This window comes from Phormidium pseudopriestleyi FRX01 (genome assembly GCF_017313335.1).
GTDB classification, from domain to species: Bacteria; Cyanobacteriota; Cyanobacteriia; order Cyanobacteriales; family Laspinemataceae; genus Laspinema; species Laspinema pseudopriestleyi.
Genome location: NZ_JAFLQW010000514.1, coordinates 1 through 14,097, shown reverse-complemented (window position 1 = coordinate 14,097; position 14,097 = coordinate 1). Strand labels below are relative to the sequence as shown.

Sequence of the window (14,097 nt, the reverse complement as noted above, 5' to 3'; positions counted from 1 at the left end):
TTAGGTAAAACCGGATTGATTGTAAAGTTTTGTAATCACTGGACGGACATCGGGTTGATCCCTGATGGTTAAGGTTAAATTTCCCTGAATATAGGGCAACGATCGCGTGCTGATGTATTGAGATATATGACAGCAGATTTACGCGAAAAAGAAAAGCACAGTAGACTAAGAATTAAAGAACCAAAGCTATCCCACTCTATTCCTCTTCTAGCCAATCTGAGTCAAACTCGTAAGCTAATGGCTTCAGTCGAGCCTGTTGTTTAAGGGAATCGTGATTCTCCCCAGGGGGAGAGGCGAGGCGATCGGTAGTACAGCTATCCCATGTCAAACCAACATTGGGATATCAACCCTACCCTCAACGGGGAATTTGAACCGGCAAGGTAACTCTCCAGAGTGCATCAAGAGATTGAGCGCACCGGAGACAACAGCGGTGAAGGGAGCAGCAAAAGAGCGGGATAACTAAGGCAAGCCCTGAGCTTGCCTTGACAACCAAAGCGACGCCACTGGTGTTGTGTTGACCACAATAGATCCATTAAGGTTTTGGGAAAACGGGAAAGTCGAATGAACGCGCATATCTTCGAGAGTCACTCTGTCTTGTGCCCCGTATGCAATCGCTCGGGACAAAGAAATCCAGGCGAGATTTTAGGCGGACTCTATACCTGCCCTCATTGTCAAGCTCGATTAGTGATTAGTTGGAGCGGTCATTACGTTAGAGACCCCTTCACGTTTAAACAATTGTCTATGTCGCGGCTGTTGCGACGTCAGAGCAGCCCAGTGGCTCGGATTCTCAGGGATGTGGGAATTAAAAAACGCCCTTCGGTTTGGGCGGTGTTGGCGGGCTTAGTGGTGGCGAGTCTGACTTTTGCGACTTTAGAAAATTGGAGTGGCGATCGCCAATTACCGGGGCAGTTTCGGGAAGAAAGTGGGGAGGTGAGGGACTCATTCCCCGAGTCTGGGAAATGAATCCTGTTCGGGGGATGGATCCAGAACAACTCCCCGACTTCACCACCGCAGCGATCGCCCCAAACTCTGAATCTTGGGGCGACTATTTTCTGCTAATTTGCTGAGGGTGGCTCTCGGGTGACCAACAGCCAACCTTCATTGGCATTCTGAATGTGACTCGGACCGAGGTCGAGAGCCTCTAGGGTCCGGCGATCGACTAAGAAATAGGGCTGCTGCTGTTCCCGCCAATACTGTTGGAGTTGTTCTGGGGTAGCGGGAATGACTTGGCGATCGCTATAAAAATTTAAAGAAGGCCGATGGTAGGGGAACGAGGTGTAAATCTGTTGACCCGGGGGAGTCTGTTGGGCGATCGCCTCAGCCACAGGTTTCACCGGATAGGCTTCATTCAGTTCCCAAATCCAATGGGGGGAACTCACGAATAAACACAGCGAAACGAACATCCCCCAGAACAAAATCAGCACAAATTGTCGGTCCTGGTGATAAATCAGCAACGCCGAAATACTCAGGGTTAACGCCACAGAAATTAACAGCACCGGCAAATAGGTCCCATAGCTGGGGTCCATCACGCCCAAATAAAAGCTACCTCCCCACAAAACCACGGAGATAATGCCGAGAATCGCAATCCAAGCTACAGGATACAGGGGGTCACGGGTGAAGGGTTCAGTCGTCTTGCGATCGGCCCAGACTTGAGCCAGTTTTGCACCACAGGCGAGGGCAATTGCCGGATAAAGGGGTAAGACATACCAAGGCAATTTAGTCCCCATCACCGTGATTGCCACAAAATAGATACTGGTCCAAACCCCAACTAATTTGGCCCAACTCAGGGTGCGATTTTCCCAAGCTAATTGTAACCCCTGGGGTAAAAACAAGAACCAAGGCCAGGAATATTTCAACAATTCTAAGAGATAGTACCAGGGCGGCCCTGCATTGCTCTCCACAGGTTGCCAAATCCGTTGTAATGACTGGATACCAAAATGGGCCGAGAGAAAGGCATCCCCATAATGCTGCCATTGCGCCCAATACCAGAGAGTGACGGGGGTCATTCCCAAGGCGATGCCAATCCACAAATACCAAGAACGGAGCAAGCGAGGGGTATCCCAGAGAGTAAAAGCGAAGGCGATCGTTCCGAGTAAGACGCCCATCATGCCTTTGGTCATGCAAATCAGACCCAAACCGATGCCGACCCCCAGACCCCAGCGCAAATTCCGCCGCGATCGCAGCAGACACCAGACCATTAATAAGAAAAAGCATTGCACCCCCCCATCCAGCATCGCCAGACGTCCGTGGCGCACTACCGGCAAGAGGGTCAGATAGACCAAAACTGAGAAAATTGCAGGCGATCGCAACCGAAACACTTCCCGAGCAATTCCATACAGCAGCGGCACCGATAACGCCGAGAGCATCGCCCCTGGTAACCGCGTCGTCCATTCATTGACCCCGCCCCAAAAATAAGCATAAGCAATTAGCAAATGGAGTAGGGGCGGTTTATTAAAATAGGGTTCTCCTGCACTCGTTGGATAGAGCCAATCTAACGACCCTTGGTAAATATCCCGAGCGACTCCCGCAACAATGCCTTCATCCCAGTCTCGTAACGGGAGAAAGCCTAGATCCATCTGATAGATAAGAATCGCAGCGATCAGGAGCAGGAGGACCCAGAGCTGTTCGCCCCAATGTCGGGTCCGAATTGTTTTCTCATTTGACTCGTGCAGGGTGAAAATTTCCTGGGACATGGTGTTTTAAGGGCAACCAGAGCGAATACGACGTTTCAGCAATTCGGGGGAATGGCACCCGGGAGGAATCCCTCAGAAGCGGACCCTCTCCAAACCGTGCAAGGTTTAGAGAATTTTAACGGATTTTGATTGGGCCCGAAGGTGCAGGTCAACTGGTTTCAGGTTTCCCCATCCCTACTCGCCAATCTAACATCCCCAACCGAATTTTAAAAATTTGTCAACGGTCCCGAGGGGGAGATGGGGCAGATGGGGTTCAAGTTTGTAGTAATACGGAATTCGGTTGTCAAAGGTCTATAAAAACCCGCACCCTCAAGGGTGGGGCTATACTAACAAAGCCCCCCTACGCGGGCTAAAAATTAAAACCCGCACCCTCAAGGGTGGGGGTTTTGGGTATTTTATTTTTTGGAGTTCCCTAAAAGCGAAAATCGACTTTTACCAACCGGATTTGGTATGACACGGGGGAAACGACTGAAGTCGTTACTAAGAACAGCTACCCCATCCTTTCCATCCTACTCTATGAAATGTTTTGATATTTTTGTAATTTGTCCGATTTTTTAAGAGTCGGCCCGTATAGTAATCGATGACCAACTTTAAACAAGTTGAGTCAGTCCTGCACCTACCTGAATGATAATTTATCATGAACATTCCTTTTATTTTAGACCTTGCTATCGGGCTAATTTTTGTTTATTTGATTCTGAGTTTACTGGCTTCGGAAATTCAAGAACTGGTGACCACTCTGCTTCAGTGGAGAGCCGAACATTTAAAAAAATCGATTGAAGTGCTCATGGGAGGGGCCCAAGAAAGTGAAGAAAGCCGAAAGGCCCGAATTCTTGCCAATCAATTGTATGCTAATCCCTTAATCAAAGACCTCAATCAAGAGGCTAAAGGAGCTTTAGCCCAAGGGTTCAGAAAAATCAGTTCTGGATTGTTTAAAATTTATCAAAAAATGACCCATACCGAGAATGTGTTCGGAGAGAATGAAGGAGGTCCTTCTTACATTCGTCCGGACTTTTTCGCGGTGACTCTTATGGATACTTTAGGAGTTGATAAAATTTCTCATGCTCTCAGTATTGCCCGGGTAGAAAAGTTTAAACAAGAGCAGTTAAAGGAAATTGTTGGTTTAAGTAAAACTGCCAGTTTAAGTGAAGTTAATACGGGTGTTTTCAAGAAAGAGTTAAGAGTTTGCGGGCAGAATTTCAATGAAATGGTGACGAAATATGCGCAAGAAGAAATCACGTTAGCCATGTTCGTTGAATTAATGGAAGAACGGTTTGGATTATTTGTGGAAAACTCGCGGCTTGCTTTTGCGGCAGAAGGGGAAGGGGAGACTCCGGAATTTTTGCTGGAGCGAATCAGTGCGATCGGCAAGCGAATTTATGGAGAGGCGGGCAAGAAGGTTTTGTTGAAAAATTTGAAGCCTGAGCCGAGAGAGATTATTGCGAGTCTGCCCCGGTATCGAGAAGTTTATCTTGAGATTCAGGAAGTCTTTGAAGATAAAAATAGTCCGGCCTATCAAGGGATTGAATCAGCATTCAAAGAGTTAGAAAAAGTCATCGATTTATTACCGGAATCGCTGAAGGAAAGTTTAGGGGTCTTAGCTAAACGAGCGCAACAGAAGAACGAAGGGGCTCAAGATACGCTCAATACGTTTCAGCAACAAATCGAAATTTGGTTCGATCGCTCGATGGAACGGTCCTCGGGCGTGTACAAACGCAATGCCAGAGGGATTGCGATTATTATCGGATTTCTGGTGGCTGCGATCGCCAATGCCGATACGATCTATATTGTGAGTAGCTTGTCAAAAGACCCGGTTTTACGGGCGACAGTGACTCAAAATGCCCAGAGTATTGTCAATGCCCAACCAATTCGAGATCCCCGAGAATTAGAGGGGGTCAAGGCAGAACTCAGACAATCCCTTCAGGATATCTCTTTACCTATTGGATGGAGTGAAGTCACCATCAAAGAACAACGGATTCAAAATCTCCAGTGGCGCGTTCCCTTTGTCAAGCAATTGGCGGGATGGTTACTCAGTGGGCTGGCGATTTCGATGGGGTCAAGTTTTTGGTTTGATCTCATGGGTAAGATTGTGAATGTTCGCAATGCGGGGAAAGGATCGTATCCCACGGATGATAACTCGTCGCGATCGCTGTAAAAGTATCAGTGCAAAATAGCGGAGGTTTGAACCTCCGCTATTTTTTTGGCGCTGACAGCATCCCCAACTCCCCTCCCTTACAAGAGTAGGTTTTTTACTTCCAGTCCCCTACCCGAGGTCTTGGGGAGGGTTAGGGTGGGGTCATAGTGACGTGCGATCGCACTTGCGCGTGGAATCGGTGGGTAGAGTGTCATAGTGACGTGCGATCGCCGACTGTGAGTGCGTAACTCAGGCGATCGCCTGAGTTACCGCCGGACACCCCACCCTAACCCTCCCCTTGCCAAGGGGAGGGAACCGTCGCTGAAGTTAATAGTAAGGCGAATCACCATAAACGAAAAAACCTACTCTTGTAAGAACTCCCCTCTCTGGGAATCCAACCGAAGGTGCATCGGTGCAACCCTGATCCTCAGTCTCTTTCCCATAAAGGGAGAGAGACTTTGATTGATCCCCCTTTTCCCTTGTTGGAACAAGGGGTTCGGGGATCGGGACTATCCGGATCCCCATGAGGGGACAGGGTTCGGCAACGGGAAACCTGTTCCAGACCCCTTCACTCTCCCTTGCCAACAAAATAGGAGGGTAAAAATTGATATAATTTGAAGTGTTGATGTGACAGGGGGCTGTCCATAATGACCGATCGCATTCAAGAACTGGAAGACCGAAATCGTGAATTGGAGCAAAAAGTCGCTCAACTGACTGAACAACTAACGGACCAAAATCAACAGTTCCAAGATAGTTTACAAGAACTGCAGCGACTGCAACAGCATCTGCTGCAAATGGAAAAAATGTCGATGCTGGGCCAAATGGTCTCGGGAATTTCCCATGAAATTAATAATCCAATTAACTTTATTTATGGAAACTTACCCTATGTTCAGGAACACGTAGAAGATTTATTTAAGGTTTTAGAAGCGTATCAAGAAGGATACCCGGACAATGCCGAAGCGGTGGAGGAAATCTTAGAAGAAGTAGAACTCGATTACGTTCTGGAAGATTTGCCTCGAATTATGGGTTCTCTCAAAGTCGGTGCAGAACGGATTCGGGATTTGGTCCTGACCCTGCGGAATTTCTATCGTCTGGATGAACCGGACATGAAAGTTGCCGATTTACAAGAAGGGTTAGAAGCTACTTTAGTCCTGCTAAATAATCGATATAAACAAAACATTGAGGTAGTTTGCGAATTTGGGAAACTTCCCAAAATAGAATGTTATATTAATCAGCTAAATCAAGTTTTTATGAATTTGATTAATAATGCGATCGATGCCCTGGAAGAACCCGAAAAACCCGCAATTTCTGGGGAAGAAAAACTTGAACGAAAACCGGGTAAACGAAAAATTATTATCACCACGGAAACGTTAGAGAATAATCGAGTGGCGATTACCATTTCCGATAATGGTCCGGGAATTTCAACGGATATCTCAACTCGGGTTTTTGAGCCATTTTTTACCACGAAAGCAATGGGAGTCGGAACGGGATTGGGATTATCGATTTCTAAGAAAATTATTGAAGAGAACCATTACGGCAAGATTGTCTGTACTTCCAAACCGAATGAAGGCAGTACCTTTCGAGTAGAACTGCCGGTGTCTCAACCCAAGGATACCGAAGATTTGGCTGAGTCGGAAAAACCGGCGGTTCAGGTTTAGGGTGTCGGGTTAGTAACCGTTAGAAACCAGCTTTCTTTAGGAACCGAAACCCCTAAAAAATAAAGATAATTTTCAACTGCCATGCTTTACCTTGACGGTAGATTTCGATTTGGCGAATGAATTCCCGAAAGTAGAATCGCCGTTCGGTTTCGGATAAATCCAGCCAAAATTGAGGTAGAGAAACGGTTTGGGCGGTTTCGCGCAAGTTGACGGGAGGCAGTTGCGCCAGTTGACTTTGGAGTTCGGAAATTTCTGTGTTGACTTTGTAACGACGCAGATCCGCAGTCTCTGCATCTAAAATACCGTCTTGGCGCAGTTGCGGGAGTTGGGTGAGAATCTGTTGCTTGGTGGCGATCGCCCCTTGAATCTGCTGTTTGACTCCAATAATTTGTCCCATTTCTAATCCAGCAACGGCGCGAGGCAACTCATGACAGACTTCGGCGATCGCCTGCTGTAAAATCCCTTCATAAGGAATCGCCTGACATTTCGGTTGTCGGACACAGTTTGTCGGACGCAAATATAAATATTCCCGACTCCCTTGATGCGCCTTCGCTTGCGAAACTGCCATTGAGCAATGACACTCCCCGCAGACGACTAAACCCGCCAAAGAACGGGATGCACTGGCGGTTCGAGGCGGCATTCGTCGATTTCGGCGCAGGAGGCGATCGACTTGTGCCGCTTCCTCTCGCGAGATAATCGCCAGATGAGTATTAGAAAGCACTAACCCCTTTTTATACGCTAAATCCCCACGATAGGTGGGATTCGTTAACCATCGCCTCCCGGTTGTCACAGAAATTTTTTTGCTGTGTTTTCGCTCTAAATAGCGCACGGCACCGCGCAAAGACCCGTAAAGGAGAAATTGCTCAAAAAAGTCTTTAACAATAGCCGCAGCAGCGCGTTCGAGGGCATAGCGGTCCTTACCGCGTCTATACCCAAAGGGAGCTTTTCCCGGTGGGGGAATAGATTGCAGGCGATTTTTAGCGTGTCCTTTGCGAATTTGCCGGGAACGTTGGACGCTTTCAATTTCTGAAAGCAGTTTCAACAGCTCGCTGCGGGTGAGGGGGGTATCCAGGGTCGCTGTGGCATTTTCGGTGGCGACAATTTGGATTTGCCGTTCTTCCAATTCTGCCATGCGATCGCAGACTTCTCGAACCGAGTCCCCCAATTCTTCGATGCGCCGAATTAACAAATAATCGGCGGTTTCTTCTTGGCAATCGTTGAGGAGTTGTTGTAGGTGAGTGCGATCGCCTAAATCTCGATACACGCGATCGACTTCCCACCCCCAAATCGCTGGATCACTGGGCGATTCTAACAGCGGGTCACTATATAAATAGGCAATAATTTTCATTTAGACTTGAGTCAATTCAATGATATTCCCATCGGGGTCTTGGGTAAATAATGCAGCCCGTCCGGAGGCACTCATTTGAATCAAACAATTATGGGCGAGTAAATGAGCTTTGGCGGCTTCTAAGTTGCTGACTCCCAAGGCAAAATGAGGATTGCGACCCAGTTTTTCGCGGTTGGCAGGGATAAGATTGAGGGTTTCATCGACAATTAAATGCAGTTGAATCGGCCCAATTTGATACCAGATTCCGGCATAGCTAAAAGGGCGATCGACTTTTTCCAGTCCGAGGACGGTACTATAAAATTGTTCCGCCCGAGGTAGGTTTGAGACTAAGAGGGCGGTATGAAGATATTGGGTAATTTGCATAAGGATATCCTTCGTAAAGATGGGTTTTTGAATCGGGAATGAGTCGCGGAAAAATTCTAGGAGTGAGTTTATATGATAAAACAGAGGAGTTTGTTATTTATTTTAGAGTTTTATGTCACAACAACCCTCTCTGAATCCTTGGAATTATAAACCCTGGTGGTGTCAGCCTTGGTCAATTTTGTTAACGGGGATGACGTTGATTTTGGGCAGTTGGCTGGTGTTTCACAAACTCTGGGTAACGGCGATCGTTGCGGTCCCTTTGGTGGCGTGGATGGGGTTTTTCTTATTAATTTGGCCGAGGTTGATGATTGAAAGTGGAATTTTGGACCGTTACGAGGCCCAGTTCAGGGCAGGGGGAACGGGTGAGGAGGAGGGATAACGGGAGTCAATGCTCGAAATAACGTTAATCTGCGGGGTCAGGGTAGTCAAACGATGATTTTCGCCCACGGATTTGGAACCGATCAAACCGCGTAGCAGAACCAGGTCAAGGTATTTGAGCCAAATTATCAACCAAATGAGCCGTAATCCGAAAGGATTAGCGATTGTAGAAGCGATCATTTTGTTGGCGCAGGATACAAATATTACAACCATTTCTGAAGGCATCGAAACCATCGCCCAATTGGAACAGTTACAAAACCTAAACGGAGAATTTGGACAGGGGTATTTGTTCTCCAAACCCCTAGACTCCAACGCCGCCTATACGCTTCTGGCACAAAATGTCACCCCACGGAGTTTAAATTGCATATTTGTTCCATCTTGTCAATGCCCTCGGGGAGGATAAATTGGCCTCAAGCAAAGAAGAAGGGAAAAGTTTAAAAAAGAATCGAATCTGGGTAGCTTCTATCAGGAAACAGTTTGTACAATCAAGGGTGAATTGTTATAGCAATACGGACCCCCTGTGGGAGAGCGAAACCTAGATGAAGCCCCTCTTTTGCAGTAAAGGACATGATAATTTCCCCGGAAGTCGCTTTTGCCAGTCCTGTGGCGAACCTTTAAAGGTGCGAGGCCCAGAGGGAATCTCAATAGGAGCCATTTCTGCGGGAACCATTGTGGGCGATCGCTACCGACTGGTGCGAGAAATCGGTCATGGGGGCTTCGGACGCACTTATTTGGCCGAAGATATCAACCGTTTTAATGAACCCTGTGTCCTCAAAGAATTTGCCCCCAAGGTTCAAGGCACCTACGCCCAGGAAAAGGCTGAGGAACTCTTCAATCGGGAAGCCGGTGTTCTGTACAAACTCCAACACCCGCAGATTCCGAAATTCCGGGAACTGTGCCGATCGCCCGTTGAGGGTCGCAGTCGGTTGTTTTTGGTGCAGGATTATGTAGAGGGCCAAAACTACCGCGTATTACTCTCCCAACGCCGTCAGCAAGGTCAGAAATTTACCGTTGCAGAAGTAACTCCGTTACTACAACAACTGTTACCCGTGTTGGACTACATCCACTCCCGTCGGGTGATTCATCGGGATATCTCCCCGGATAATCTGATTTTCAGAAATCTGGACCAGTTGCCGGTTTTAATTGATTTTGGTGGGGTCAAGCAAGTGGCGGCCCTGGTCGAGTCCCAGGTGATGACATCGCCAGTCACCAGTCCTCCGATGCCGGTGCCAACCCGCCTAGGTAAGGTGGGATATGCACCGTCAGAACAGATGATGTTGGGACAGGTGTACCCCCACAGCGATTTGTACGCCCTTGGGGTAACTGTATTGGTGTTGTTGAGTGGGGAAGAACCCCAGCCCTTTTTTGATCCCCAGGAGTTGAATTGGGGGAAGGATGGACTTGGGGAGATTCCACCAGGTTTGGAACAGGTCCTGAAAAAAATGTTGGCCCGTCGGGTGGGCGATCGCTTCCAAAGCGCCACTCAGGTTTTACAGGCGATCGCCGAGGTCCAATCCACGGGCACTCTCGCCCCTCAGTCTCAACCCCCGGCACCCCTTCCCCGGCCCAATTCTGTCCCACCCGGGACGGTGTTTCCTACGGAACTCCCCCCGGAAAGCATTTCCGGACCTAAAAATGTCAATTCGGGGTCATTATCCCCCTTCCCGACATCGGTGGGAGAAATTACCGGGACTGGTGCCGTTACCGGAATTCCGCAGTCTCGACGAGGGCGACTCCCTTGGTGGGGTACGTTGTTATTGGTGGTGATGTTAGTCGCTGGTGCCGGGAGTGCCGGTTGGTGGGGAGGCAGACAGTGGGTGAAATATAATCCTAAGCAACCGACTGGTTCTACTGAGAAACCGAATTTATTTGAAGATGTTGATCCGGATTTAGCGGAATTTTCCTCTCGTTATTCCCCGGAGGAATTTAAGCGCAAAGAAGCACTGCGCGATCGCCGAGAACAACTGGGGATTGCCTCTCCATTTTATGTGAATCTGGTTAATGAAGCCTTTTATGAACGATATCCCAGCCAACAGGGGATTATTCTGAGTTATGAACCCGCTGATGAAATCTGGCGATCGCGCTGGGATGAATTGGCCTCTGAACTGTTAGATTATTTGGCAACTTTAAGCGACCAAGGGCGTCGGGGTTTGGGGACTTATGGTGACCAACAACGCGATCGGGTGACAATGGCCGTGAATCGATTGCAACTGAGTCGCCGCGCCCTTTATGATTTAGCCGATGCTCAATTTTTCCATCAGTTTCCCGAACAGCAAGGGGTTAATTTTATCAACCAACCCATCGGCCAAATTTGGCACGCGATCGTTGCCGATCAACTCACCGCGTTACAACAAGGGAAAACTCTCGAAACCATTCAATTTTCCCGAGGTCAATTTCGCCGTCAAGTGAGAGATACCCTCGGTCCCGGTGAGGGAAAAGCTTATACTGCGTATCTATCGAAAGGTCAAATTCTCCGATTATCATTATACGCGAATCAAGGCATTCGTATCTCCCTCTATCCGCCCAATAGTACCAGTGACCCACTCCTGGAAGATTCTTCCCAACAGTCATGGAGTGGAATTTTACCCGAATCGGGTTACTATGAAATTATTGTCATATCCGATGCCAGAGAACCGATTTCCTATCAACTCAACCTCGCCGCCGATCGCGTGACTTCGGAGTAATCTCAATGTTCGGGCGATCGCACACCCTGACTTAACCCCCTACCCTTGTAAGCCCCCTTTTCATCGGACAACAATGGTGCAAAACGGCTCAATAGAGTGAACCTGCTTACCCTACTCTTTCTTGTCATCAGACACACTCAACCGATCGCCTGCCGGATTAAGGGGAGTTTTTGGGGTATCCGTTGCGATCGCCGTTGAAATGCCCTTGGGAGTCGAGTTTGCCTGAGAAATATCTCGCCTTTTTTGAATCTCTTTTTTAGCCCACAACCATGCACCCCAAGAACACAATGCACTCCCCAGAAGTGCCAGAATAAACGGATGGGGGGGAAGCCAAAATTGCTCCCGACTCGGGAATTGCCAAGAGTGGGTGATTAACCCAGAAGTTGAAGCCACGATCGCCCCTGCCGCAATGCCGACCCCCACTGCTTGGATTTGGTCTTGTAAGCCTTGGTTGAATTTTTCTTGCTTGTCTCGACTGGTTGCTAAGGCGGTTTGCAGGAGGCGATCGCGTTCCGCCTGGTCAATTTCCACCAATCCACGAATCGAGTTAATAGCCGTATCCAGCAACCCCGATCCGTGGCGGAAATAGTTGAGATCGGCGGTGATTTGTTCTTGAAAGGCGACTGCCTCCTTCTCCCCAAATACCCGGAACGCCTCTAGGGGAGTTTGCGCCAATTGTTCCATCTGGTCCAGGATAGCGAGATAATTTTTGTGGTTAATGGCGATCGTATTGTGAGCATATTCCAGATTTCGCAATTGCTGGGAATAACGCAAAGAGGTTGCCAGCAACTCTTTCAGGGTTAGTTTGAGTTCCGTCAATTGTTCATCGGCAAGGGTGTCCCGTTGCCTATTCTGGAGATAATTTTTATTTAATTGCTGTAAATAGGTCTCATTTTTGCTCACAATTGTATCCGCATTTTGATAAAAGTCGCGGCTTTGTCGGAAGCTCCCACAAATTTTGTGATAATATAATAAAAGTTCCGGTAACTCCCAATAACATCGCTGTAAAATCAAACTGGTTTCCTCCTCAAAGAAAAACCAAATCAGCAGATGCCCAAATGGATTCTTCGTTAAATCATCCTCGGGATTACCATACTCATAAAGATAGCCACCCAAAAATTGGTATGCGCGATACAATCGGGGTAAAGAACTAACCGTTTGCACCTTGAAAAACTGTTGCCAGCAGGTGCGGGCTAAGGCTTCAAATTCACCAATCGCTGAGGGGCGGGGTTTATCCAGATAGGCTGTTAATAATAAAGTTTGTCCTAAATAGCCGAAAGGCGGCGTTTTAGGGGGAGTAAAACAGCCTTTGGGATTGAGTTTATCCAGGTCTTCAATGGGATATTGGTCCGCACCCTTATTTTCTGGGCAGAAGAGATTCAGATTCAACCCATAGCTATCATGGAGGGATTGAGGATAGACAAATCCCTCTAAATTCTGTGCGGAAATCTCGAAATATTCATATTGTCGTCCTTCCTCTAAATTAGGATTTTTCAACAGTTCAAAATTGCGAGTTCTTCCCTCATTTTGCCATTTTGAACTGAGTATAACGTCAAAGGGAGATAAAACCTGTTTATATTGTTGTTTCACCCAATCCAAATCCGCAAGGGTTTGGTCAGAAGAGGCTTGAGTATCTGCTACGACTAGCCCCTCACGATAGCGATAGGCAAACCAATAGAGACTAGGGGCGTAGAGATAATCGCTCATGCTTATTTTTCAGGGATAGCATTGTTAACCGACTCAGTAATCGAAGCCTTATTGTAAACCTTACTGGCTTTTTCTCCCTCTGCCGGTTTTGGGATAACTTGCCCATTTTCAAGCATATTAGCCCGGATTTGGCGCATGGTTTTGGGGTCTATGGTTACCTGAAATTCTTGACACCAAGTTTCAATAAACAGGGCTAATTGTAACGGGCGATCGTCCACAGTTTTGAATTGGGTTAGAAAACTCTGGAGATATTCCCATAAGCTATCAGTCGCGGGGAGAGTCGTCCGGGCATTCTCAAGAAAGGTGAGAAAATCTTCTATGAGTTGGATTTCTTCTGGAGGCATGATTTTTAAGGGTAGATACGGGATGAGGATGAGCTTGTCATGAGTGGATTGAGTGGGTGAAAACGTAACCCCATGAATTGCGGTTAGCGGTTGGGTTTTCCCTTCTCTATGCCTCAATGGATATGGGTTCCAACTGAGGCATTCCATAGCCAGTATAGGGGCGTTTATAGGGAGGATGTAGCCCTAAAATAATATCTTCTTTCGGGACTCCCATCTCGACTAGGGCTTGAGCCATATCGGTTTCCGTGCGATTGCATTGAATCCAGATTTTTCCGTCCTTAATATCAAAGTGTAGAAAGCAAGCATAAACACATTCAAGCTCAACCCAACCCACATTAAGCCATAGGTAACGATCGCCCTCTTGGTCAAAAATCAGTTGACTTTCGACATCGGTTGTGTTTGATGGGTGACGGAATTGTGCTTGTAACAGCGTTTTAATACAGTGGCGATAATGTTCTAATTTATCCATTGTACAATCTCCGCTTTGGCCGCCATGTTTTCCCCAACTTTGCAACCGAGTTTCCGGGTGCATCTGATGTTAGGCAACCACCACCCCGCCCTACGGGCACCCCTCCAGAGGAGGGGAATTTTCCCCATTCCCCTCCTCTGGAGGGGTGCCCGTAGGGCGGGGTGGTGGTTGCCTCTTTTTGACCCCTTCAGTAGTAGTAGAGTGGGCACTGCCCACCTTCATCTGGTAGAAAGTAGTAGAAAGTAGGGTGGGCACTGCCCACCTTCATCTGGTAGTCACCAACTCGTCGGTGGGCAGTGCCCACCCTACAATTACTGCCCAC

13 protein-coding genes are annotated in these 14,097 nt (G+C 47.8%); 6 read left to right on the top strand and 7 right to left on the bottom strand.

Annotated features, from left to right (window positions below; translation table 11 throughout):
* Positions 1 to 196: 196 nt before the first annotated feature.
* Entirely contained in the window at positions 197 to 328 is a 132-nt protein-coding gene (locus J0895_RS26510) for a hypothetical protein (RefSeq protein ID WP_277989870.1), read from the bottom strand.
* A gap of 446 nt (positions 329 to 774) precedes the next feature.
* On the opposite strand from J0895_RS26510, the gene J0895_RS26095 reads away from it, so the two are divergent.
* Complete coding sequence (locus J0895_RS26095) at positions 775 to 963, top strand: hypothetical protein (RefSeq protein WP_242541424.1); 189 nt, start codon at positions 775 to 777, stop codon at positions 961 to 963.
* A gap of 92 nt (positions 964 to 1,055) precedes the next feature.
* Here J0895_RS26095 and J0895_RS19475 read toward each other — a convergent pair whose 3' ends face one another.
* Entirely contained in the window at positions 1,056 to 2,693 is a 1,638-nt protein-coding gene (locus J0895_RS19475; RefSeq protein ID WP_207089661.1) for an ArnT family glycosyltransferase, read from the bottom strand.
* Positions 2,694 to 3,330: 637 nt separating this feature from the next.
* On the opposite strand from J0895_RS19475, the gene J0895_RS19470 reads away from it, so the two are divergent.
* Positions 3,331 to 4,845 (top strand): hypothetical protein, encoded by a 1,515-nt coding sequence (locus J0895_RS19470; RefSeq protein WP_207089660.1) that lies wholly within the window; start codon positions 3,331 to 3,333, stop codon positions 4,843 to 4,845.
* A gap of 626 nt (positions 4,846 to 5,471) precedes the next feature.
* The gene (locus tag J0895_RS19465; protein WP_207089659.1) at positions 5,472 to 6,482 is read left to right on the top strand and encodes a sensor histidine kinase; all 1,011 of its coding nucleotides are present in this window, start codon (positions 5,472 to 5,474) and stop codon (positions 6,480 to 6,482) included.
* Positions 6,483 to 6,534: 52 nt separating this feature from the next.
* Here J0895_RS19465 and J0895_RS19460 read toward each other — a convergent pair whose 3' ends face one another.
* Both J0895_RS19460 and J0895_RS19455 read right to left on the bottom strand, forming a co-directional pair.
* Complete coding sequence (locus J0895_RS19460; RefSeq protein WP_207089658.1) at positions 6,535 to 7,830, bottom strand: recombinase family protein; 1,296 nt, start codon at positions 7,828 to 7,830, stop codon at positions 6,535 to 6,537.
* Positions 7,831 to 8,193 carry a VOC family protein gene (locus J0895_RS19455; RefSeq protein ID WP_207089657.1) on the bottom strand — a complete coding sequence of 121 codons (363 nt, stop codon included), beginning with the start codon at positions 8,191 to 8,193 and terminating at the stop codon, positions 7,831 to 7,833.
* Between the two features lie 112 nt (positions 8,194 to 8,305).
* Between J0895_RS19455 and J0895_RS19450 the strand changes: the two genes are divergently transcribed.
* From J0895_RS19450 to J0895_RS19440, 3 genes are all read left to right on the top strand, one after another.
* Positions 8,306 to 8,572 carry a DUF6737 family protein gene (locus tag J0895_RS19450; RefSeq protein WP_207089656.1) on the top strand — a complete coding sequence of 89 codons (267 nt, stop codon included), beginning with the start codon at positions 8,306 to 8,308 and terminating at the stop codon, positions 8,570 to 8,572.
* Positions 8,573 to 8,644: 72 nt separating this feature from the next.
* On the top strand, positions 8,645 to 8,974 hold the full coding sequence (locus tag J0895_RS19445; RefSeq protein WP_340643559.1) for an EAL domain-containing protein: 330 nt from the start codon (positions 8,645 to 8,647) through the stop codon (positions 8,972 to 8,974).
* 136 nt (positions 8,975 to 9,110) lie between these two features.
* Positions 9,111 to 11,255, top strand: a complete 2,145-nt coding sequence (locus tag J0895_RS19440) for a serine/threonine-protein kinase (protein WP_207089654.1) — start codon at positions 9,111 to 9,113, stop codon at positions 11,253 to 11,255.
* A gap of 111 nt (positions 11,256 to 11,366) precedes the next feature.
* On the opposite strand, the gene J0895_RS19435 is transcribed toward J0895_RS19440, so the two are convergent.
* The 3 genes from J0895_RS19435 to J0895_RS19425 all read right to left on the bottom strand — a co-directional run bounded on the left by J0895_RS19435 (position 11,367) and on the right by J0895_RS19425 (position 13,838).
* Positions 11,367 to 12,962, bottom strand: coding sequence for a hypothetical protein (locus J0895_RS19435; protein ID WP_242541423.1), 1,596 nt, complete (start codon positions 12,960 to 12,962; stop codon positions 11,367 to 11,369).
* Between the two features lie 2 nt (positions 12,963 to 12,964).
* Positions 12,965 to 13,306: a hypothetical protein gene (locus J0895_RS19430; RefSeq protein ID WP_207089653.1), complete on the bottom strand. Its 342-nt coding sequence runs from the start codon at positions 13,304 to 13,306 to the stop codon at positions 12,965 to 12,967.
* A 106-nt stretch (positions 13,307 to 13,412) separates the two neighbouring features.
* On the bottom strand, positions 13,413 to 13,838 hold the full coding sequence (locus tag J0895_RS19425) for a XisI protein (protein ID WP_422894342.1): 426 nt from the start codon (positions 13,836 to 13,838) through the stop codon (positions 13,413 to 13,415).
* Positions 13,839 to 14,097 lie beyond the last annotated feature (259 nt).

What these genes read in the sequence shown, in the direction of transcription:
- J0895_RS19465 (WP_207089659.1), top strand. Translation starts at nt 5,472, where the DNA reads ATGACCGATCGCATTCAAGAACTGGAAGACCGAAATCGTGAATTGGAG.
- J0895_RS19430 (WP_207089653.1), bottom strand. Translation starts at nt 13,306, where the DNA reads ATGCCTCCAGAAGAAATCCAACTCATAGAAGATTTTCTCACCTTTCTT.
- J0895_RS19450 (WP_207089656.1), top strand. Translation starts at nt 8,306, where the DNA reads ATGTCACAACAACCCTCTCTGAATCCTTGGAATTATAAACCCTGGTGG.
- J0895_RS19440 (WP_207089654.1), top strand. Translation starts at nt 9,111, where the DNA reads ATGAAGCCCCTCTTTTGCAGTAAAGGACATGATAATTTCCCCGGAAGT.
- J0895_RS19460 (WP_207089658.1), bottom strand. Translation starts at nt 7,830, where the DNA reads ATGAAAATTATTGCCTATTTATATAGTGACCCGCTGTTAGAATCGCCC.
- J0895_RS19470 (WP_207089660.1), top strand. Translation starts at nt 3,331, where the DNA reads ATGAACATTCCTTTTATTTTAGACCTTGCTATCGGGCTAATTTTTGTT.
- J0895_RS19435 (WP_242541423.1), bottom strand. Translation starts at nt 12,962, where the DNA reads ATGAGCGATTATCTCTACGCCCCTAGTCTCTATTGGTTTGCCTATCGC.
- J0895_RS19455 (WP_207089657.1), bottom strand. Translation starts at nt 8,193, where the DNA reads ATGCAAATTACCCAATATCTTCATACCGCCCTCTTAGTCTCAAACCTA.
- J0895_RS19475 (WP_207089661.1), bottom strand. Translation starts at nt 2,693, where the DNA reads ATGTCCCAGGAAATTTTCACCCTGCACGAGTCAAATGAGAAAACAATT.
- J0895_RS19425 (WP_422894342.1), bottom strand. Translation starts at nt 13,838, where the DNA reads ATGCACCCGGAAACTCGGTTGCAAAGTTGGGGAAAACATGGCGGCCAA.